The organism is Microcystis viridis FACHB-1342 (genome assembly GCF_014698335.1).
Lineage (GTDB): Bacteria > Cyanobacteriota > Cyanobacteriia > Cyanobacteriales > Microcystaceae > Microcystis > Microcystis ichthyoblabe_A.
The window spans coordinates 1-19,994 of the sequence record NZ_JACJSV010000024.1; the positions used below are offsets into that span (position 1 = coordinate 1).

22 protein-coding genes are annotated in these 19,994 nt (G+C 42.7%); 16 read left to right on the plus strand and 6 right to left on the minus strand.

The features are described 5' to 3' along the window. The first annotated feature begins 108 nt into the window (after positions 1 to 108). The gene (locus H6G40_RS09790) at positions 109 to 1,599 is read left to right on the plus strand and encodes a UDP-N-acetylmuramoyl-L-alanyl-D-glutamate--2,6-diaminopimelate ligase (RefSeq protein WP_002739837.1); all 1,491 of its coding nucleotides are present in this window, start codon (positions 109 to 111) and stop codon (positions 1,597 to 1,599) included. 302 nt (positions 1,600 to 1,901) lie between these two features. Next, positions 1,902 to 3,488, plus strand: coding sequence for a serine/threonine-protein kinase (locus tag H6G40_RS09795; RefSeq protein WP_069475391.1), 1,587 nt, complete (start codon positions 1,902 to 1,904; stop codon positions 3,486 to 3,488). A 129-nt stretch (positions 3,489 to 3,617) separates the two neighbouring features. Here H6G40_RS09795 and H6G40_RS09800 read toward each other — a convergent pair whose 3' ends face one another. Together H6G40_RS09800 and H6G40_RS09805 are read right to left on the minus strand one after the other, a co-directional pair. Continuing rightward, entirely contained in the window at positions 3,618 to 4,658 is a 1,041-nt protein-coding gene (locus H6G40_RS09800; RefSeq protein WP_002739807.1) for a fatty acid desaturase, read from the minus strand. 270 nt (positions 4,659 to 4,928) lie between these two features. Further along, complete coding sequence (locus tag H6G40_RS09805) at positions 4,929 to 5,843, minus strand: Sll0314/Alr1548 family TPR repeat-containing protein (protein ID WP_002739989.1); 915 nt, start codon at positions 5,841 to 5,843, stop codon at positions 4,929 to 4,931. Between the two features lie 85 nt (positions 5,844 to 5,928). Here H6G40_RS09805 and H6G40_RS09810 point away from each other — a divergent pair, with 85 nt between their 5' ends. The 4 genes from H6G40_RS09810 (at position 5,929) to H6G40_RS09825 (ending at position 7,831) form a co-directional block, all read left to right on the plus strand. Beyond that, positions 5,929 to 6,561 (plus strand): ABC transporter ATP-binding protein, encoded by a 633-nt coding sequence (locus H6G40_RS09810; protein ID WP_002739514.1) that lies wholly within the window; start codon positions 5,929 to 5,931, stop codon positions 6,559 to 6,561. 305 nt (positions 6,562 to 6,866) lie between these two features. After that, complete coding sequence (locus H6G40_RS09815; RefSeq protein ID WP_002739681.1) at positions 6,867 to 7,211, plus strand: hypothetical protein; 345 nt, start codon at positions 6,867 to 6,869, stop codon at positions 7,209 to 7,211. Between the two features lie 126 nt (positions 7,212 to 7,337). Then, the gene (locus H6G40_RS09820) at positions 7,338 to 7,553 is read left to right on the plus strand and encodes a hypothetical protein (protein ID WP_002739613.1); all 216 of its coding nucleotides are present in this window, start codon (positions 7,338 to 7,340) and stop codon (positions 7,551 to 7,553) included. Next, on the plus strand, positions 7,550 to 7,831 hold the full coding sequence (locus H6G40_RS09825; RefSeq protein ID WP_002776663.1) for a type II toxin-antitoxin system RelE/ParE family toxin: 282 nt from the start codon (positions 7,550 to 7,552) through the stop codon (positions 7,829 to 7,831). The genes H6G40_RS09820 and H6G40_RS09825 overlap by 4 nt, the downstream gene beginning before the upstream one ends. 58 nt (positions 7,832 to 7,889) lie before the next feature. Here H6G40_RS09825 and H6G40_RS09830 read toward each other — a convergent pair whose 3' ends face one another. After that, positions 7,890 to 8,225, minus strand: a complete 336-nt coding sequence (locus tag H6G40_RS09830; RefSeq protein WP_002740066.1) for a hypothetical protein — start codon at positions 8,223 to 8,225, stop codon at positions 7,890 to 7,892. A gap of 286 nt (positions 8,226 to 8,511) precedes the next feature. Here H6G40_RS09830 and H6G40_RS09835 point away from each other — a divergent pair, with 286 nt between their 5' ends. The 10 genes from H6G40_RS09835 (at position 8,512) to H6G40_RS09880 (ending at position 17,475) form a co-directional block, all read left to right on the plus strand. After that, on the plus strand, positions 8,512 to 8,829 hold the full coding sequence (locus H6G40_RS09835; RefSeq protein ID WP_002740179.1) for a hypothetical protein: 318 nt from the start codon (positions 8,512 to 8,514) through the stop codon (positions 8,827 to 8,829). 375 nt (positions 8,830 to 9,204) lie between these two features. After that, entirely contained in the window at positions 9,205 to 9,429 is a 225-nt protein-coding gene (locus tag H6G40_RS09840) for a Calvin cycle protein CP12 (RefSeq protein WP_002739926.1), read from the plus strand. Between the two features lie 175 nt (positions 9,430 to 9,604). After that, complete coding sequence (locus tag H6G40_RS09845; protein WP_002740183.1) at positions 9,605 to 10,198, plus strand: DUF3177 family protein; 594 nt, start codon at positions 9,605 to 9,607, stop codon at positions 10,196 to 10,198. Between the two features lie 32 nt (positions 10,199 to 10,230). After that, on the plus strand, positions 10,231 to 10,515 hold the full coding sequence (locus tag H6G40_RS09850; RefSeq protein ID WP_002739558.1) for a DUF7734 family protein: 285 nt from the start codon (positions 10,231 to 10,233) through the stop codon (positions 10,513 to 10,515). A gap of 229 nt (positions 10,516 to 10,744) precedes the next feature. Further along, positions 10,745 to 11,755 (plus strand): L-histidine N(alpha)-methyltransferase, encoded by a 1,011-nt coding sequence (egtD, locus tag H6G40_RS09855; RefSeq protein ID WP_002739524.1) that lies wholly within the window; start codon positions 10,745 to 10,747, stop codon positions 11,753 to 11,755. Between the two features lie 40 nt (positions 11,756 to 11,795). Beyond that, on the plus strand, positions 11,796 to 13,151 hold the full coding sequence (gene ovoA / locus H6G40_RS09860; protein WP_069475394.1) for a 5-histidylcysteine sulfoxide synthase: 1,356 nt from the start codon (positions 11,796 to 11,798) through the stop codon (positions 13,149 to 13,151). Positions 13,152 to 13,382: 231 nt separating this feature from the next. Beyond that, entirely contained in the window at positions 13,383 to 13,817 is a 435-nt protein-coding gene (locus H6G40_RS09865) for a VOC family protein (RefSeq protein WP_002740177.1), read from the plus strand. Positions 13,818 to 13,952: 135 nt separating this feature from the next. After that, positions 13,953 to 15,731, plus strand: coding sequence for a S8 family peptidase (locus H6G40_RS09870; protein WP_002740233.1), 1,779 nt, complete (start codon positions 13,953 to 13,955; stop codon positions 15,729 to 15,731). Positions 15,732 to 15,981: 250 nt separating this feature from the next. Further along, entirely contained in the window at positions 15,982 to 16,530 is a 549-nt protein-coding gene (locus H6G40_RS09875) for a response regulator (protein ID WP_002793002.1), read from the plus strand. A gap of 165 nt (positions 16,531 to 16,695) precedes the next feature. Beyond that, on the plus strand, positions 16,696 to 17,475 hold the full coding sequence (locus H6G40_RS09880; RefSeq protein WP_002739518.1) for a DUF1350 family protein: 780 nt from the start codon (positions 16,696 to 16,698) through the stop codon (positions 17,473 to 17,475). Here H6G40_RS09880 and H6G40_RS09885 read toward each other — a convergent pair. The 3 genes from H6G40_RS09885 to H6G40_RS09895 all read right to left on the minus strand — a co-directional run bounded on the left by H6G40_RS09885 (position 17,472) and on the right by H6G40_RS09895 (position 19,885). Continuing rightward, positions 17,472 to 18,185: a Uma2 family endonuclease gene (locus H6G40_RS09885; protein WP_190537594.1), complete on the minus strand. Its 714-nt coding sequence runs from the start codon at positions 18,183 to 18,185 to the stop codon at positions 17,472 to 17,474. The two genes, H6G40_RS09880 and H6G40_RS09885, sit on opposite strands and share 4 nt — an antisense overlap. A gap of 38 nt (positions 18,186 to 18,223) precedes the next feature. After that, a complete protein-coding gene (locus tag H6G40_RS09890; protein WP_002740060.1) occupies positions 18,224 to 19,477 on the minus strand; it encodes an FIST signal transduction protein in 1,254 nt (417 codons plus the stop codon). Positions 19,478 to 19,630: 153 nt separating this feature from the next. Further along, on the minus strand, positions 19,631 to 19,885 hold the full coding sequence (locus tag H6G40_RS09895) for a SemiSWEET transporter (protein WP_002739519.1): 255 nt from the start codon (positions 19,883 to 19,885) through the stop codon (positions 19,631 to 19,633). Positions 19,886 to 19,994 lie beyond the last annotated feature (109 nt).

The window sequence follows — 19,994 nt, forward strand, 5'->3', positions numbered from 1 at the left end:
CCACACCCCACACCCCACACCCCACACCCCACACCCCCACTTCGGCCTAGGAACCTCTTTGATAATCGGCTAATCTAAAAGCAGCAATCCCTAGATTCAATCCTGACTATGAAACTACAAGAGCTTTTAACAACTATCCCTCTGGTTTCCCCGATTTCTTCTCCTATCGCTTCTATTACCGAGATTACAGGAATTTCTACTAATTCCCATGCTTGTCAACCGGGAGATTTATTTATCGGTTTACCCGGTACTCGCGTCGATGGGGGGGAATTTTGGCGTTCCGCTTTGGAAAGCGGGGCCCTAGCGGCGCTTATCTCCCCAGCAGCCGCAGCTAAATTTCCCCCCCCGGAGGATGCTTGCGTAATCGTTGTGGCAGATTTAGTTACTGCCACTGCCGCGATCGCTGCTAAATTCTATCATTATCCGGCCCTTACCCTAAAATTAATCGGTGTGACGGGAACCAACGGCAAAACCACCACCACCCATCTAATTGAATATTTTCTCAGCCAAGCAGGGATTCCCACCGCGTTATTCGGGACTCTTTATACCCGTTGGCAAGGATTCCAAGAAACTGCTAATCATACCACCCCTTTCGCTAACGAGTTACAAGCGAGTTTAGCCAAAGCAGTGAGCGCCGGCAATGAAATCGCCGTCATGGAAGTTAGTTCCCATGCACTGGATCAGGGACGGGTACAGGGTTGTACTTTTCCTGTGACGGTGTTTACCAATCTCACCCGGGACCATCTCGATTATCACCTCGACATGGAGGATTATTTTGCCGCTAAAGCTAAATTATTTAGTCCCGATTATCTGCAAGGTAAGGCGATTATTAACCTTGATGATGCCTACGGTCAACGTTTAGCGGCCTCCCTCTCTCCTCAACAGGTTTTAACCTATAGTGTGTGCGATGCTCGTGCCGATTTTTATACTAAGGATTTACACTATCAACCCACGGGAGTGGAAGGGGTGATGGTGACTCCCCAAGGGGAAATAGCCTTTGCTTCTCCTCTGGTGGGTCAATATAATCTAGCTAACCTCTTAGCGGCGGTGGCGGCAGTGTTAGAATGTGGTGTAGATTTAGAGACAGTAATCGGTCAAATTCCCCAGTTTTCAGGAGTACCGGGGCGGATGGAACGGGTTAGCATCGCTCCCGACCAAGATATCAGCGTCATTGTCGATTATGCCCATACTCCCGACAGTTTAGAGAATGTTTTAAAAGCAACACGTCCCTTTATTTCTGGTCGGATGATTTGTGTTTTTGGTTGTGGCGGCGATCGAGATCGGACAAAACGGCCGTTAATGGGGAAAATAGCGGCAGAATTAGCAGATTTAGCCATAGTTACCTCCGATAATCCCCGCACAGAAGCTCCCGAACGAATCCTTGAGGATATTATCGCTGGCATTCCCCCAGAAATTACTGTTCAGGTAATTAGCGATCGCGCTTTGGCCATTGACACGGCTATTCAAGCAGCACAACCGGGAGACGGAGTAATTATTGCGGGTAAAGGTCACGAAGATTATCAAATTTTGGGGACGGAAAAAATCCATTTCGATGACCGCGAACAGGCCCGGGCTGCTTTGATGAAAGGGAAAAAGTGATTAGGGGTGTTGAATTATCAAGAAAAGCTAAGATTAGTTGACAATTAGCAGAGGTAGCCAATTTTAAAATCTGTGGTAAGCTAAAAGAGTTAAGGAAAAAATCCCAGTTAACAAGCAAACTCCATCTTGATAAGTTGCCCCTGCGTTAACTAAGCAATGACACAAAAAAGCGTTACAGGCGCTTTGAATGTCTCAGATCTCTGGTTTTGGACTTTGGGAGATACCTCCTCTTGAGGAGAATCTCTGAGGGTGCATTGTTGAACTTTCTTAGCAAAAAAGTATCGGTCAACTGGTGACTCTATATGACCTACTGTCTTAATCCCGACTGTCCTCAACCGAAAAACGCCGCAACAGCGTTAATCTGCGAGAGTTGCGGTTCAAAACTTCTTCTCCACAACCGCTATCGAATTCTAGGCATTTTAGGGAAAGGAGGGTTTGGGGCAACCTTTGCCTCATCGGATTTGTCCCTACCAGGTACCCCCCTATGTGTGGTCAAACAACTGCGACCTTGCACTGATGATGCTAATGTTTTTAAGATGTCCAAGGAACTTTTTGAGCGAGAAGCGGAAACCCTAGGAAAACTGGGGGTTCATCCGCAGGTTCCCCGATTATTGGACTATTTTGAAGATAATCAACAGTTTTATCTAGTTCAGGAATACGTTAAAGGTCATAACCTCTACCAAGAGGTAAAAAAACGTGGCCCGTTTAGCGAAGCGGGAGTCAAACAAGTTTTAAGTGAACTTTTGCCGATTTTGAAATATATCCACAAACAAAGGGTAATTCATCGGGATATCAAACCCGCTAACCTAATTCTCCGGCACACGGATCGAAAATTGGTTCTGATTGACTTTGGGGCTGTCAAAAATCAAGTTAACACTGTTATTGCCAATGTCAATTCTCAAGACGCTTTGACTAATTTTGCCGTGGGTACCCAAGGTTATGCCCCTCCCGAACAGATGGCCATGCGTCCGGTCTATGCCAGTGATATCTATGCCGTGGGAGTTACCTGTATCTATCTACTCACGGGCATATCTCCTAAGACTATCGAAGTTGATGTCAATACAGGTGAATTACTCTGGGAAAAATTAGTCAAGGTGAGTCCTCAGTTTGCTAAAGTCCTGAAAACAATGCTGCAAGTCTCCATCCGTCATCGCTACAAATCCGCCCAAGAGGTAATGGATGCTTTAGACATGACCGCTTATGCCGATAGTCTAGCCCAAAGTTTAATCGCGGCTCCAATGGTTACTTCCCCGAAACCACCACAAGATTCAGGTCAAATAGCCACTTCCTCCGTTTCTAGCTCTCTCAACTCTAAATTTCGCTCCAAAAATAAAAATCCAGAAACCTCTCCAGATAATCTGCCGGGGGCGCAGATGGCCTTTTCAATAACTAATACAAATATACTGCCGAAAAACAAAGACCACAGCAGCCCAGATATAACCTTACCGAAGAGAAAACGCCGCTTAGATGAAAAAGCGATTCTCTATGCTTACAATAACGGCCGGCGCAATTTCGCCCAGGAGGAATTATCGAATCTCAATCTGTCTAAAGTACAACTTTTGCGGGTAATTTTCTTTCAATGCAAATTAACAGGAACTAATTTACAAGGGGCGGATCTGTCCCATGCGGATCTGGGCCGGGCCAATCTCAGTCAAGCGATTCTCAAAAATGCCAATTTAGATAATGCCTATCTCGGTTATGCAGACCTGGAAGAGTCCGATTTACGCGGGGCTAATCTCACCTGCGCCCGTCTTCGCTACGCTAATCTCAAAGATGCTAATCTTTGCGGGGCTAATCTCTCTGATGCCCAAGTAACTCGAGAACAAATCGCTATGGCAAAAACCAATTGGTTAACAGTTATGCCCAATGGTAAACGCGGTTGCTGGTAATCTTTTTTCAGTGATCAATAATCAGCAATCAGTAAAAAGACAAGGAAACTTCGATTTAATACTGTCACTTAAAACTCAAATCTGATAGCTGATAACTTACCCACTGATAACTGATCACTGATCACTGATTTAACCGCGGCTTTCCTTAAAGGTTTTGTAGGCGGTTTCGGAGTCGAAAATATGGCAATAATCAACGATTCGCTTCATTAATGCCCAAGAAAACTGGGTTTCTTTCAGGTGACTACCCCAATTTTCTTGGAGACTAGCGTGAACTTTGCGGAGGTTATAGGAAGGAATCGCCGTCGAGATATGATGGGGGATATGGACATTAATATCGTGACAGAGAATTTCTACCCAACGGGGATAGCTACAGTGAACTGTTCCTTCTAGTTGCGCTAAAGCTTGATTCCAGTCTTCAGGATGGAAAAATTGAATATCGGGGTCTGTGTGATGGACAAGGGTAAAGGTACTCATCCAAAAATGATAGACAAACCAAGGTACCACCCAAAATTTAACCAATCCCCAGACACCAGTGTAGAAAATGAGGGTTGGGAAAAAAATAGCGGCAAAAACTAGGACGACAATCATCGAAAAGCGGGCTTTTTCCCGTTCGTTCTCCTTGAATTGTTCGATATTGAAGTGTAGAATAGCCCAGTGGGCGATCGAACCGAGCCACCAGAAACGTCCGCGAATGCCGCGATAAAAGAGACGCACTAGGGGATTGGCCGAGTTAAAAGCTTCTAATTCCCACGGATCCCAAGCATTATCTATCGTTACCATGTTAGTTTTAGCATGATGGCGATCATGGAGGAAACGCCAGCAGTGGAAGGGATAGATAAGGGGTAAAAGGAAAATATGACCGACAAGATCATTAACCCAGGGTCGATTAGAAAAAGACCGATGACCGCCATCATGGGCGATCACAAAGAATCCCGTTAAAGCTGTACCCGTGAAAATCCAAGCTAAAGGCAGTAAATACCAGGGAGAATAAACTAGCATTGCATAACCGGCAATGACCGCCAAAATATTCGTAATTACACCAAACCAAGCTTTAAGCGGGTCTTTCTGGAAATATTCTTTGGGAATGCTTTGAATAATATCTTTCAGTTTAAAGTCTGGCTCGATCGAGGTGATCAACTCCCCATGCAATTTATCCGTCGTTGCCGTCATGAAATCTCCAATTACACTTAGGTGAACCCTTGACAATAAATCAGCTAGGAGGTTTAGCCAAATTCTGCTCTATACCACAAGCCAATTTTTTTGTCAATATATTTTTAACTTTAATTAATAAACTTCCGCGAAGCTTAATAATCCTTTACTTTATATAACATAAGAGGGGATTTTCTGTTTTGGCAAAATTTGCCTTTTGCCTCTTGCCTTTTGCCTTCAGAAGCTGATAACCGATAAAAAGCCCAAATATTGACTATTTTTAGACGTTTTTTAACGACTAGCTGTGTTTTCTAGGGATTTAATCTCCTCCTGTACCTTACGGTGTTCGCGATTTAACTGTTTTTTGACCGATTCGGGGAGTTGTTCCTGTTTTTTCAGGGCATTATTAAAGTAATCTAGTGCCAGTTTCAAAGAGCCAGTATTTTTATCCGTATTGCCTTGAATTCTCAGGATTTGACCCTTCAGATACATTAATTCCGGATTCTCGGGGGTCGCTTTCAGAGCGTTATCGATAAACCGCAAAGCCTGATCATACTGCTTTAAATCCCGGTAAGCTAGAGCGATACCTCGATCGACCAAGTAATCAGGACTCCCATAGGTTTCTAGCCGTTGAATTGCCTCTTGAGGACTAGAAAAGGGCAAATTAACCGCTAAAATCAAATCCATATAACCCTTTAACAGGTTCAATTCCGGATCCGTAGGATTAACCTTTTCTGCGGTTTCCAAATACTGAAACACCTGTTGTAATCTGGGGATGGCCGATACTGCTCCTTCGGTTTGAAAAACGTAGGTTCCCTCCAAAAAACTCCCCACCGCGAGATACAAATTTCCCCTTAAAGGGTCACTGTCCTGCATTTGTTTGGCCGCTGCCTTAGTTTTCTCGGAGTAGGTTTTGAGGGTGTTCCAATCCTGGTCGGTAAAAGCAAGAGAGGCACGCATAGCATGGGACAAAGGTTCTTGGGGTTCCTTTTCTGTGGCCTCAACAATTAATTTTTTTGCCTCTAGATAATTACCTTGTTTAAAAATAGCGTTAAAAGCGGCCTCGGTCTTATCACCAATCGGTCGGGGATTGGTTTTGCGGAAAGGATCTCCAGCTAACCCTGGACTAATCCAGTTAACCACTACCATAACAGCCAGCGAAGCACCGATCGCCATTTTTTTCGTTAAACCTAACCTCAGCACCATGGTCAAAAGTCTCCTTGAGCGAATGAAAAAATCTGTCACAATAGAAACGGGTTTCTAGACTTAATTTCCAGTTATTTTCCTGTCAATGCTTTATCTCAAAGATGTGGTTTATCATCCTCCCGCTGCCCTCAATCCCATTTTACAGGGGATTAATCTCGAATTAGCATCCCAAGAATTAGGTCTGATTGTCGGGCCCAGTGGTTCCGGAAAAACGACTCTTTTGGAAATTTTAGCAGGCTTTGCCGATAAAACGGCAGGGACGATTCACTGGCGCGACCAAGAATTAACGGTGCTGCACCTGCAACAATTAGGAGGAATCGTTTTTCAGTTTCCTGAACGTCATTTTTGCGGTAAAACCATCCTTGAGGAGTTGCGTCTCGGTCATCCGGAGATTAAAAGCGATCGCCTGACGGCGGCCTTAAAGGAGGTAGGATTAGAAAACATTCCCCTGGATACTTCTCCCCACAATCTTAGTGGAGGTCAACAGCGTCGTTTATCCCTCGCTGTTCAGTTAATCCGGCAGCCTAATCTGTTACTTCTCGATGAACCTACGGCCGGTTTAGATTGGTCGATGCGTCGTCAATTGGCTAAACTTCTCGCTAGTCTCAAACAAAACTGGACTTTATTAGTAGTTAGTCACGATGCTGGGGAATTATTGCCTATTGCTGACCGTCACTGGAAAATTGAACAAGGACATTTGAGGGAAGTAATAAAGTAAAAAAACAGATAGTTGAGGTTTTGGGGTTTTGAGGTTTTGGAGTATTAGTTGAAATTTCCCCACTTCCCTATCTCCCCATTCCCCCATCTCCTATCTCCTGACTTGAAAGAGTATGAATTGTCTCCTAGGCACTTCTTAAAACTGGGGAACAGGCGTTCGTTATGTATGTATTATACATATAGGTTATGTATATATTGATTGTATATATAAGCTTGGGCATAATATAGTTAGTTATAAATAGTTGACTAGACAAAAAATGTCCATATAATGAATGGTTATGCGGTAACTCTCGCTGAATAAGGATAATGAGTATTAAGTTAAATATCGGGATATTATTTTTTGGGGTTTTCTTGTGGGGAGAGGCGGTTAAGGCACAGCTAGTCCCCACTAAGGGTTTATCTCCCTATGGTGAATATCGTCAAGAAATTCTCAATTTAGGTTGGAAGCCAAAACCAAGTATTGTTCCAGATTATGTACCAGGTTGGCCTGAAATTATTTGTGGAAACAGATTATGTAGTGCTACCTTTATTTCTCCCAATGGGAAACAAATTTTAACTTTATCTGTTTGGTTTGATGTTAAGCCTGGACACATAGATTATTATGTGGCTCCAGCTTTTGATATTGTTGAAGTTGAGCAAACAATTCAATAGACCTCAACCTAATTTAACTTAGTGCGATCACCAATCTCCCGGGTTGGGTACTCGCAACGAAACCCAACATCATTTTTAGCCTTGATTGTAAATTCTAGATAGTTTAAGCGATCGCCCCTTAAGAAAATGGCAATACAAACAACCTTTGCAGAGATTCTAGAAGCAGCCGAGCAACTTCCCCTTGAAGATCAAGAAAATCTCATTCATATTTTACAGAATCGTCTTCGAGATCAAAAAAGAACAGAGTTGTTTAGAGATGTTCAAGAAGCTCAACAAGAATTTGCACAAGGTCAATGTCAACCCATGACACCTGAACAAATCATGGAGGAAATCCTTTCGTGAATTTTGTTTTATTACGCTCGAATATACTTATTATAAATGCTCGAAAAGTTGTGAAAAAACAGGCTTTTTTAGTTCAAAATATCCAAGAAACTTTAGCTTTATTATCCGTAGATCCATTTCAACCTCGATTAAGAACACACAAATTAAAAGGGGAGCTTAAAGACTCTTATGCTTGTAGTATGGGCTATGATTTAAGAATTGTCTTTAAATTCGTTGAATATGAGCAGAAACAGGCAATTCTTTTGGAGTCAATTGGGACTCACGATGAAGTTTATTAGTGCGGATGATTATTACGCTCAGTTTGGAGAAACCGAACCAGAATCAAGATAAAAAACCCTAAGATGCCTCATTAACAGATATTTCAGCTTTTTTGAGGGCAATTTGCCATTCTAAGTCGGCTATTTCTCGCTCGAGTTCAACAATTTCACTATTAACTTGCTTTAAATCGGCGATAATTTCTTGTTTACTGCGTTTTCTACCGTAGATAGCCAGTTCATCCTCTTGTAATTTCTCAAGGATAGAGTCTAGGGAAGCGGTTAAATCGGCCGAGGGACTATCCATAATACCTAGACGCATCAATACCTGTACCGCTTTGACAACGTCTTGCTGATAAGCTTCTCTAGAAGGGTAATCTTGGGGGTTTTTGAGATTTAAAGCGTCAATGATATTCATAAGTAGTCGTGCAAAATTAATTTCCTAGTGAAGATAGGCAAGAGGCAAGAGGCAAGAGGCAAGAGGCAAGAGGCAAGAGGTGGTTAGATATGTGTAATTAATTTTGCTTAGGTACTTATTCCATACTGTGATTATGTCACATTTACATACCTCAAGTTTCTAATAAATTCCCTAACAGGGATTGCAATATCTTTTATTCTAGAGTAGAAATGCTCGACCGAGAAAATATTGATAGAGTATTGATAGGAGACTGGGGAAAAATTCAACTTTAAGAGGATTGTCACTGATGACAGCAGTTACCGAGAATGATCTGAAAAGGTTAGAAGATTTAATCGTTAGCGGACAGAAAGCGATCGAATCCCGACTGACAGCGATCGAGTCCCGACTGACAAACCTAGAAAATGGACAGAAGGCGATCAAAAACAGTTTAGGAGAAATTAAAGGGGATATTAAGGCCTTAGATGCCAAAGTTACGCGACTAGAAAAGCGGGTTGACGATCTCAACGCACGAGTCAACATTACCACCATTGGATTCCTTAGCATTGTCGGCATTTTGGTGACAGGAATGCTGACTATTGCCAGCAAAACAGTCTTTTTCCCCTAGTCCCTAGAATGATACTAAATCCTGTGTAAAAGGGATGGGAGAGTAGGTGAGTGCCAGAGCGGGGAAAAACAATCGATAACTTGGCAGTTAATCACACTATTAAAAACGGATTTGGGGTAAGACGGCCTAAATAAGTCAGTATATGCTTCTGCTCGCTGTCTATCCCGGGGAGAAATCCCTGTGGCGTTTCTCCAGTGCGAAATCTGGGCTAAAAATTGGCCTAGTCAGGAAATCTTGATCTTAAATTCCCCAACAATTGCGCTAGGATCGGCTTCATAGCACAGGAAGGGCGATCGAGTGGGATAACCGATCCTGTGGTTTGAGAAGGTGACTGTATAATTGTTAGAGTGTCAATAGATCAATTCCAGAGGAATCATGAGCAATATCCAAGACAAAATTCAAGAAGAGCTAGAAAATGCCAGAGCCGTCTGTAGTACGGAAGGTGCTACCTCTGGTGAATGTGCCGCCGCTTGGGATGCGGTGGAAGAATTACAAGCAGAAGCAGCTCACCAACGTCAAGACCACCCCCAAAAAACCTACTTCGAAAAGTATTGTGATGATAATCCCGATGCGGCCGAGTGTCGCGTTTATGACGATTAATGGAGTCGGGCAGCGGTTTTTTCTCTCCTCACAGTAGAATCCTAGCTTTAGGGCGATCTCAACTATAAAGAGATCGCCCCTCGTTTTCTTGTTTGTTGGTCAAGCTGTGGCCGATTTTAGCTGCTGCGTCCGAAGACAGTAAAATGTTGACAGTGTAATTATGTCTGAATAGTTTATGAATCAACTTTGGTTTCGTCCTCTCGTTTGGATAGATTATCGTTTAGCCGTCCTATTTACGGTGATTATTCCGGCAATTTTGTTGATTTGGTCTTTATTTGCAAAAATCGAATCATTACAGAAATTGTTGATTATCTATTGGCGAGTGGCTAGTCTTTTATTAATTACTGTATATTTAATGATTGCTTCCTGGCCGATTGGTTTTGTCACCAGTTTTTTAGCTAAGATTTTAATCCCGATTTCCCTCTGGTTTTGGGTGGATATTAACGATGAAATTAAAGATTTACCCGCTAGTCCGATTAAATTTGTCACCACTGCTTGGCGTTGGGCAGTAACTATCTATTCTCCTCTGGGCGCGATTTCTACCTTACCTTTTCTCTCCTGTGCTATGTCAGGGGAATTGCTAAATTCTCCCTATTGTCAGGTTTGGCAAGAAGCACCCTGGCAGTTTCGCGAGATTTTTCATTCAGAAGCTACCGCTAATGTTTTGGGCTTTTTTGGTTTGGTTGGTCTCTCTTTTTATACTCTCTATTTTGCCCATTTTCTTCTTATTCGCCTTGGCAAACAGGGACGTTCAGCTTTACAACAGTAAGTCTTTAGCTATCGATAATTAGCCATTTTTCTATGAATATTGGTCAACAACTCGAACAATACACCCTCAAAAATCCCCACGAGGTTTTATTAGTGACTATTGCTGTGGATGGGGAGGAGGAAGAAATCTCTATTTTTAAGGGTTTTTCTAGTTCTCTTACTCGCAGCACCCCCTACGATCCCGATATTCCGATCATTCCTGAAACGGCGACAATTATTAAGATAGATCGTCTTGCTAGTCCTTATCATCCCCTTAATCCTCGCTATATCCAAGAAAATCTTAGCTTAGAGGAAATGCAATTTTTACTGATTAATTGAACGGGTAATTTTGCTTGGATAATATCAGCACCCATCTCGATGGATTTAACAGCTTTTATTTACCTTCCACAAACCTTGTCTAGATAGACAAGAGGTAAATTTTGCGGCGTTTTATGGTAAAATTACCGGGGAACGATAATCTCTGCCAGCATTCAAGCTGTCAAAGTGGATTTCGTCCCCGGCATCGATCGAGAACAATCAAAAAACTGGAGAATAATCTGGAGAATCTATGCAGCTTAAACCATCTAAACAAGAACTATTACAAATTGAGTATTTAGCCACCGCTGCCACCGGTAAAAATATAGCTAAAGATCAGGGAAAAGATGTGATTGAAGGATTAACTAAAACCCCCAAAAGTTTACCATCTAAATATTTTTATGATCGGCAAGGTTCCCAACTTTTTGAAGAAATCTGTCAATTGCCAGAATACTATCCCACTAGGACAGAAGCGGCTATTCTCCAAGAATATGCTCAAGAAATTGTCGCCTATACAGGTCCCTGCGAATTGATAGAATTAGGTAGTGGTAGTTCCACTAAAACTCGTCTGTTATTGGACGCTTATTATCGGCAACAAAAATCCTCTAAATATGTACCTATCGATGTTAGTGAAACTATTCTCCAAGCTAGTGCCATAGAATTACAAAAAGAATATCCTAATTTACCGATTCAGGGGTTAATTGGAACCTATGAACAGGCCTTAGCTTATTATCAAAATGCTTCCGATAATACTAGAATGATTTTTTTCTTGGGAAGTTCGATCGGTAATTTTTCTGCGGCTGAATGTGATAAATTTTTAGGAAAAATTGGCACTGTCTTAAAAGCTGGAGATTATTTTTTATTGGGGATTGATCTCCAAAAACCGTCGGCAATATTAGAAGCCGCTTATAATGATGCTCAAGGGGTGACAGCCGCTTTTAATTTAAATATGCTTTCCCATTTAAATTGGCGTTTTCAAGCTGATTTTAACCTTGATTTATTTAGTCATCAAGCTATCTATAATCAAGATAAATCTCAAATTGAAATGTATTTAATTTGTCAAAAAACTCACCCTGTTCATCTCAAAAAACTCGATTTAACAGTTAATTTTCAAGCATCGGAGAGTATTTTAACAGAAATCTCGCGTAAATTTAACCTAGAAACTATGCAAAAAGACCTAGAATCAAAGGGATTAAACCCGCTCAAGGTTTTCACCGATCCTGAAAATTTATTTGGGTTAATTCTCTGTCAGTTATCCCTGTAATTAACGAAAACATTATCATCAGTAATAGAGGCACAAAAACATGGAAAAGATTCAAGCACAGGCTCCTATCTCTCTAAGTAACTGTAGTCGAGAAAATATACTGGACTATTTTGAAAATGCTTGGCAATTAGAAGATATGCTGTTAAAAAGCATCATCAAAGAAGAAGCTTTTTATTGTAACCCTGACGATTTAAGAAATCCCCTCATCTTTTATTTAGGTCATGCTGCCGCTTTTTATCTGAATAAATTGCAGATGGTTAACCTATTAAAAAAAAGCCCTAATTCTGACTACGAATCATTGTTTGGAGTGGGAGTAGATCCGGCAACTCCCGCAGAATTAAACTCTGCTATCGCTCAGATTCAGTGGACTAGGGTGGATAAAGTTTGGGAATATCGGCAACAAGTCTATGAAATTGTGGTCGAAATAATTAAAAATATCCCCCTCAATCTTCCTATTCATCCGCAGCATTCTCTCTGGTCATTAATGATGGGAATTGAGCATCAGCGTGTTCACTTTGAAACATCTTCAATGTTACTCAGACAACTGCCGTTAGACTGTCTGCAACGTCCTTCCGGTTGGCATTATGCCCCTTCTTTTGGTCAAGCTAGTCCTAATCAAATGGTGGAGGTTTCTGGGGGAATAGTAGAAATTGGTAAACCCCAGGATTCTCCTGTTTATGGTTGGGACAACGAGTATGGTTATCGTCAAGTTCAAGTTAACAATTTTCTGGTGAGTAAATATATGATTACCAACGGAGAATTTAAAGAATTTGTCCATAATGGTGGCTACGAAAATCCCAGTTATTGGGATGAGGAAGCTTGGCAATGGAAAAATCATTATCGAGTCAAATATCCTAAATTTTGGCTGGTAGATGAGGGAGGAAATTATCAATATCGATCCATGTTTGATGCTCTCGATTTACCTCTTGATTGGCCAGTAGAAGTTAACTATTATGAAGCGATCGCCTACTGTCGTTTTCAAGGTCAAGGAATACGTTTAATGACGGAAGCTGAGTGGAATTTAGCCACCTATGGCAGTCAAAAAAATCGATGTTATACCCTAGAAAACGATAACTTTGATGACTATAACCTCAATTTAAAATTCTGTTCTCCCACTCCCGTAGGAATGTTAAAAAATACGGGCAATAACTCAGAAATTTATGACTTACGCGGTAACGTCTGGGAATGGCTAGAAGATGATTTTAATCCCTTAACTGACTTTCAACCCCATTACCTCTATGCTGACAATTCCACTCCTTTCTTTAATAGTCAACATAAAATGATGTTAGGAGGAGCTTGGGTGACTAACGGCACAGAAATCCTACCCTACTATCGCAATTGGTTTCGCCGGAATTTTTATCAACACGCTGGTTTTAGAATCGCACAAAGTCTTTAGGTGGGGTGTGGGGTGTGGGGTTTTACCCATTTTCAGGGGGTCAATTACCTAATTTTCAGGGAAAAAGTGCCTAATTTTCTCCCCCGATTACTGCAAAAGCCAGCACTTTTTGATATCTTGAGATTTATCGGGCCAATTCTAGGTAATTGCCAATTAAAAAAAAATTCCCGGAAGGGTCGCCCCTCGATCGCTACAATAGAACCTAGTAGAATGCGGATAAACTCGATCGCCATGAATCAACCTGCAATTTTTCATCTCGCTATTCCGATTACCGATGTGTCCACAGCTAAAAGCTTTTACTGTGATGGTTTAGGTTGTTTAGCAGGAAGGGAAACCGAGAAAGCGATAATCTTAAATTTCTATGGTCATCAGGTAGTCGCTCACGTCACCGAAATGCCTCTTACTCCCCAAAATAGCATTTATCCTCGCCATTTTGGTCTAATTCTGCCAGATGCCAGGGATTGGGACAATCTTCTCGAAAAAGCACGAGTCAATCAACTAAAATTTTATCTAGAACCAAAAACTCGCTTTAATGGGGAGATAACCGAACATAAAACCTTTTTTCTAGAGGATCCTTTCTATAATCTCCTCGAATTTAAACATTATCGCCACTACGAAGCTATTTTTGCCAGTCGGCAATTAACAGCGATCGGCGATCGAGCTTAAAATAAACAACAGGTGACTTTTTTGTAACTGGTTAGTCCTATCTTTAACTGCGACAAAAATAGGGGAACTTCCCTCGGATTCTCTCATCGAAACTAAAAAAACCTTGGCTGGCAATGATCAATTCTTAGGAAATCTATGAAAAAAATTTTATTGTTAACCCTATTCGTTATCGGTCTAGGATTTGCGCTCTTTCACTTTACTGGATTAGCAAATCGGGGCGAATATCAATCAATTTTAATCGACTTTAAGGACGATATACCGGTCAACGTCCTCGATGAGCAGTTAAATACTGTCAATAAAAAAGCGGGAAAAACCACCAGTTTAAATAGTATTTTTTCCATCGATGAACATCTTTACATTATCGATGGAGATAGCAAACTCCTGAAAACTCTCCGCAATTCCGAGCTAAAAAAATACACTGAATCGATCGAACCAGATTATATATATCATGCTTTTATCGCCCCCAATGACCCCGACTATAGCAAACAGTGGAACCTGCGGGGAATTAACATCGAACGCGCTTGGGAAGAAAATCACGGTGAGGGGATCACCGTCGCCGTTATTGATACAGGTGTATCAAAAGTCCCCGATCTGCGAGAAACCGAGTTTGTCGAAGGCTACGACTTCGTCAATGATCGCAGCAATGCCGAGGACGATAACGGTCACGGAACCCATGTAGCGGGAACAATTGCCCAATCGACCAATAATAACTACGGGGTAGCCGGCATCGCCTACAAAGCCAAAATTATGCCCCTCAAGGTGCTTTCCGGGACGGGTGGGGGAACCGTGGGCGATATTGCCGAAGCGATCCGTTTTGCTGTCGATAATAAAGCCGATGTCATCAATATGAGTTTAGGGGGTGGAGGCGAAACCCAAGTAATGAAAGAGGCGATCGAATATGCCTATAGTAAAGGTGTGGTAATCGTCGCCGCTGCCGGTAATGCCGATGATAATTCCGCCGCCTATCCTGCCCGTTTTCCCCACGTTATCGGCGTTTCTGCGGTAGATGCCTCCGGAAATAAAGCCCCCTATTCTAATTTCGGGGCTGGAATCGATATTGCTGCCCCAGGCGGCTCCGATACGGGTAAAATTATCCAAGAAACCATCGATCCGGCTAAGGGAGGGGAACCGGCGTTCCTCGGTTTTCAGGGAACCAGCATGGCAGCCCCTCACGTTGCCGGGGTGGTAGCTTTAATCAAGGCTGCGGGAATTAAAGAACCCAATGCAGTTTTAGAGGTTTTGCAACAGTCAGCCCGTAAGATCAATGATGATCCCTTTAATCATTTTGGGGCCGGACAATTAGACGCGGGCAGTGCCGTACAATTGGCCCTGAAAGGACAGATTACTTTCCAAGATTTTTGGCGTTGGTTGCGCGATAACGGTTATCTCAATCCCCGTTTCTGGATTGATGGCGGTGCGGTGGCGGTTTTGCCCAAAATGGCTATGGTGTTGGGTTCTTATCTGCTTGCTTGGTGGCTGAGAAATTATTTTCCCTTCCCCTGGAACGGATTTTTGAATGCTGGTCTAATTTTTGGCAGTTCTGGCTTATTTTTCCTCAGAGGTCTTTATATCTTCGATTTACCCCAATGGCCTTTCCGAGTGATGGGGAGTTCTCTTTCCGACCTAGGAGGCGTTATTCAGGGAAGTTCTGCCCTTAATCCGCTTTTTGCCAGTGTTATCCTGCCCTTTGTCCTGATTGCTCTACTTTTGGGTCATCCCCAGGCAAAATGGTTAGCGGTGGGGGTATCTTTAGCCATGGCGGTGAGTTTAGGTATCAGTGCCGTTATCGATCCTACTCTGGTCTGGTTAGGTTCTGGTAGGATCGCTCAGGCATTTTTGGGCATAAATGCGCTTTTATGTCTCGGTTTAGGTTATTTAGCCCTGAAAAGTGCTACTTCATCCCGATACGCTTAAACAGGGGTTACAATGGGACAACAAAGGTGATTTACCGTTCAAAACCTTTTTGGTTTTGGTATCTTCCTTTTGTTTTGCATTGAGTTCTCCTACAACAGCAGCCTCGGACATTAACCGAGGTTTTTTCTTTATGGTGTATCTTAGTTTCTAAGGGTTTTTTGGGAATTCTCAATGCCTATGCCGAAAGTTTTCGCCAATATCCCCTCGAATCATCGAGTTTATCCATTGTCTCTTTTCTCAGGTGTCTATCGTGTCAAATCATAAAATTCTCGTTATCGATGACAGTAAAGTGATTAGGATGCGCGTTCGCGATATGTTACCAGAGGGTAACTTTGAATTCCTCGAAGCTAAAGACGGATTAGAGGGCTATAATCTCATTCGTACCGAAAACCCAAATTTGATTATTTTGGACTTCCTTCTCCCAAAAATGAGCGGTTGGGAGGTGTTTCAGCAAATCCAAAGCGAAGATAATCTCAAAAGTATTCCCCTAGTGTTAATGTCAGGAAGGAAAGAGGAGGTAGTAGAGAAAATACCCGAACCTTTCCAATATTTTGCCTTTATTGAAAAGCCTTTCGACCAAAAACAATTGCTACAGGCGATTAAAGAAGCGATGGCCAAGGCAAAACAGTATTCTGCCAAACCAACAGTTTCCAACCCGAAACTAGAGGAACTCTCCGGGGATTATAGCACTGATATTCAGAATCTCCATGGCCAAATTGCCCAAATGCAAACAGAAATGGAAACTATCAAAAAACAAATGTCTCAATTAGTGGCTTTTATTAAGAAAAAACTAGCCTAGAACTATTCATCCCGATCTTTGATGATTTGGGTAAGCAGTTATCCTTATCCAGTGTCGCTAATCTCTGGCTAATCTCCTATCCCTTTTCAACAGGATTTAGTATAATAGGAAGTGGTATTTATTTAGTGAGTGACTAAGAAGTTATTAATTCACTGATAACTAATTATGAATTGGCAAGAAATAGCAGGTAATTGGGTTTTTCTCCCCCGTCGTCCCCGGGGTATCATTCACTTTTTAGGTGGGGCATTTGTGGCGGCGGCACCGAATATTACCTATCGTTGGTTATTAGAAAGTCTTGGGAATTCAGGATACGCTATTGTCGCTACTCCCTTTGTTAATACCCTCGATCACAAATCGATCGCCCGCACAGTTTTAAACCGTTTTGATAATATTATTGAACGTCTGCGCTGGAATCATAGTCTGCGCCAAGGTTATCTCCCCATCTACGGATTGGGTCACAGTATGGGGTGTAAACTACATTTATTAATCGGTAGTCTCTACGAAGTGGAACGGGAGGGAAATATCCTCATTTCCTTTAATAATTATCCGATTCGTCGGGCTATTCCCTTCATCGAACCTTTGCAAATTGACACCACTTTTAACCTCGAATTTACCCCTTCCCCCGAAGAAACAAACGAGTTAATTTTCCAAGATTATGCCATTCGTCGCAATCTTTTAATCCGTTTTCAAGACGACACGATCGATCAATCTCTGGTATTAAATCCCCTGCTAAAAAAACGCTTTAATGATTTAATTGCCCTGCGAACTCTCCCGGGTAATCATCTCACTCCCTTGGGTCAAGATGTCAGTTGGCAAACCGGAGAAGTATTTACTCCCCTCGATGCGATCGGCCAATGGTTAAAACAGGGACTTGCCCGGGATAATTCCCGTCTCAAAGATGAGATTCTCCACTGGTTAAATCCCGTCCTTCCCGCCCCTCGTTAGCTTTCCTCCAGATTAATCCCCATTGCCCGTAATTGCGACTCTAGGCGGGCTAATTTTGCCTCAGCTTCCCGGGCCCGTTGTCGTTCCTGTTGGGCTTGCTGTTCGGCAGTCCTAGCTCGTTGTTCGGCTAATTCCGCTTTTTGCTTGATTTCTAGGGTGGTCAAAAACCGGGAGCCATCGGGATAAAAAATAGCTAACTGGGGACTCTCCAGTTGAAAACGAATCTGTAGAAGCGGACTCTGCCAATTATCGATCGCGGCAATCATCTCCAATTGATCACCCCTGCGCCACCAACCCTGTAGATAATTAGCATCGGGATCGTAGAGATAATATTCTTCTACGCCAAAACGCTGATAAAATTGCCATTTTCGGCGCATTTCCGCTTTAGTGTTGCCCGGAGAGAGAATTTCAAAGACTACCTGCGGCGCAATCTGGTTTTCTAACCATTGCTTATAGGAACCTCGATCGCCCTTGGGTCTGCCAAACACCACCATAGCATCCGGCGCTTGACAGATTTTATTATCCCCCTCGACCGGATACCACAACAGATCGCCAGCGATAAACACATTGTCATTGTCTGCGAATAAACATTCGAGATTTTCCTTAATCGTCACAATCCAGCGAAACTGTTTGGTATTATCGGCCATCGGTTTACCATCACTATCGGCATAGATAATCTCCGAGTCAGAGAAAGATTGGGCTTTTACCATCGTTCTACTCCCTAGCGTACTAACTATTTAGTATAACATTAAATTCCCTGACGAAAGAGGGCAAAGGCCGAGGTATAACCGTGTAAAAAAGTGCGACCGGCCACCGGCCCGATTTCTCCATTGCCAAAGAAACCGGCGAGGGGAACATTGGCGAAATAACGCTGAAAAAGACCCGAATCAAAGTCCGGTTTTTCGTAGAGATTTTCCCCGCGACCGAGACAGGAAAAGATTAAAGCCCCTAGTACCTCTGAACTATTAGGTCTTTCTTGGGGAAAAGCTTGCAAAAGTAATTCTAAATCTAGGGCGGAAGTGTCGGCATCGCGCAGGTGAAATTGTACCCGCTGCCCCGGACGAACTCGATCGCCAATTGCGATCGCACCTTGTCGAGGATCTACTCCCAAAACACTGCGAATTAAGAAATCCCCAGCCCGCAACTGCATTTTAAACTCATCCCTAGCAATACCGATAAAAAGGGAGTTTTGCACTAATTCTCGGTCTTTTTCCCTTAAGGAGGGGATTAAATCCCGCAGTAGATTTAAAGGTGGTTGCGGAGTCCCATCGGCCTCTTTACTGGTCATGGAGATGATAATATTGCGTTCTCCCTCACTCACCTGATAAATCGGTCCAATGGGACGACAACCCTGGGCGACGATAGTTTCGACGATAATATTGCCAGAAAGGGCGATTCCTACGGTTCCCTGACGATAGAGATAGCTATTACGCGGTTTTTGTTGATCGTGGTAGAATAGACCCCCAGAACGTTCGATCATGCCACCACTGACTAAACCGCCGATTTTGGCCGAACCGGGGTAGGCAAAATCCAAACCCTCTAACAGGTCATTGATGCGACTGGAAAAAGGATCGGCTAAAAGGATAAATTGGGGATTTTTGGCCGCTTCTACCCCTAATAATTCTGTCCAACTAGAGGGGGAACTGTCGAGATCGGGCATTTCCGCCGCTTCGATATAGAAGGGCTGCACTTCCACATTAGGCAAATGGGCGACGGTGAGACTTAAAGCCGGACTCGCTTCGATTTCTCGCGCTTTTTCCCTGTCACCCATACCGACAATCCCCGCCCCACCGCAGCCGATCAGGACAGGAACGGGGAGTTTATCCAAGATTAAGGGAACTAAACGGGGATAGTCGCTGGCATAGGCAGAAGAAATAAAAATTATGGCTAGATCTGCCGATCCGACTAACTTATCTTGCACTTTTTCCACTACTTCCGTCACCGCCGCTTCTAGGGAGGGACGGGTTGACAGGGCATTAATCCACTCGATGCGATCGCTCATGTTTCTTGACCCCAAATTTGGTCTCAATGGTCAAAGATGATCATCTTAACAATAAATTAACCTAAAAATCCTATCCGCGCCCCTAGATGGCGCAATAAATTGTAGAATTGTCATGACGTGAGCCAATAAGGCCGCAAGGGATTGTCAGTTATTTTAATCATATTTAATCTTAAAATAGAGAATTGTCCCCGCTAAGATAAAAGTAACAAAATTAGCAATAATAATCGGTTTACTGTTCATATAAAGGCCGTAGATGAGCCAAAGAAAAACCCCCAGACAAAAGCAAATAAACATAGTTAAGGACAAGTCCTTAGCCGAACGATAACGCCAAGTTTTAATCACTTGGGGTAAAAAGGAGACAGTGGTTAATATTCCCGCCACGATCCCAATTAGTTCAATAATATTCACCGATTATCCTCTTGGCTCAGTTTCTCTCATTTTAAACTGTTGACTATCTAAATTGCTGGTTAAGACGGCTCTCTCGACATCATCGGGTAAAGTGTTGGTAAATGTGACA

What these genes read in the sequence shown, in the direction of transcription:
- H6G40_RS09790 (WP_002739837.1), top strand. Translation starts at nt 109, where the DNA reads ATGAAACTACAAGAGCTTTTAACAACTATCCCTCTGGTTTCCCCGATT.
- H6G40_RS09795 (WP_069475391.1), top strand. Translation starts at nt 1,902, where the DNA reads ATGACCTACTGTCTTAATCCCGACTGTCCTCAACCGAAAAACGCCGCA.
- H6G40_RS09800 (WP_002739807.1), bottom strand. Translation starts at nt 4,658, where the DNA reads ATGACGGCAACGACGGATAAATTGCATGGGGAGTTGATCACCTCGATC.
- H6G40_RS09805 (WP_002739989.1), bottom strand. Translation starts at nt 5,843, where the DNA reads ATGGTGCTGAGGTTAGGTTTAACGAAAAAAATGGCGATCGGTGCTTCG.
- H6G40_RS09810 (WP_002739514.1), top strand. Translation starts at nt 5,929, where the DNA reads ATGCTTTATCTCAAAGATGTGGTTTATCATCCTCCCGCTGCCCTCAAT.
- H6G40_RS09815 (WP_002739681.1), top strand. Translation starts at nt 6,867, where the DNA reads ATGAGTATTAAGTTAAATATCGGGATATTATTTTTTGGGGTTTTCTTG.
- H6G40_RS09820 (WP_002739613.1), top strand. Translation starts at nt 7,338, where the DNA reads ATGGCAATACAAACAACCTTTGCAGAGATTCTAGAAGCAGCCGAGCAA.
- H6G40_RS09830 (WP_002740066.1), bottom strand. Translation starts at nt 8,225, where the DNA reads ATGAATATCATTGACGCTTTAAATCTCAAAAACCCCCAAGATTACCCT.
- H6G40_RS09835 (WP_002740179.1), top strand. Translation starts at nt 8,512, where the DNA reads ATGACAGCAGTTACCGAGAATGATCTGAAAAGGTTAGAAGATTTAATC.
- H6G40_RS09840 (WP_002739926.1), top strand. Translation starts at nt 9,205, where the DNA reads ATGAGCAATATCCAAGACAAAATTCAAGAAGAGCTAGAAAATGCCAGA.
- H6G40_RS09845 (WP_002740183.1), top strand. Translation starts at nt 9,605, where the DNA reads ATGAATCAACTTTGGTTTCGTCCTCTCGTTTGGATAGATTATCGTTTA.
- H6G40_RS09850 (WP_002739558.1), top strand. Translation starts at nt 10,231, where the DNA reads ATGAATATTGGTCAACAACTCGAACAATACACCCTCAAAAATCCCCAC.
- egtD (WP_002739524.1), top strand. Translation starts at nt 10,745, where the DNA reads ATGCAGCTTAAACCATCTAAACAAGAACTATTACAAATTGAGTATTTA.
- ovoA (WP_069475394.1), top strand. Translation starts at nt 11,796, where the DNA reads ATGGAAAAGATTCAAGCACAGGCTCCTATCTCTCTAAGTAACTGTAGT.
- H6G40_RS09865 (WP_002740177.1), top strand. Translation starts at nt 13,383, where the DNA reads ATGAATCAACCTGCAATTTTTCATCTCGCTATTCCGATTACCGATGTG.
- H6G40_RS09870 (WP_002740233.1), top strand. Translation starts at nt 13,953, where the DNA reads ATGAAAAAAATTTTATTGTTAACCCTATTCGTTATCGGTCTAGGATTT.
- H6G40_RS09880 (WP_002739518.1), top strand. Translation starts at nt 16,696, where the DNA reads ATGAATTGGCAAGAAATAGCAGGTAATTGGGTTTTTCTCCCCCGTCGT.
- H6G40_RS09885 (WP_190537594.1), bottom strand. Translation starts at nt 18,185, where the DNA reads ATGGTAAAAGCCCAATCTTTCTCTGACTCGGAGATTATCTATGCCGAT.
- H6G40_RS09890 (WP_002740060.1), bottom strand. Translation starts at nt 19,477, where the DNA reads ATGAGCGATCGCATCGAGTGGATTAATGCCCTGTCAACCCGTCCCTCC.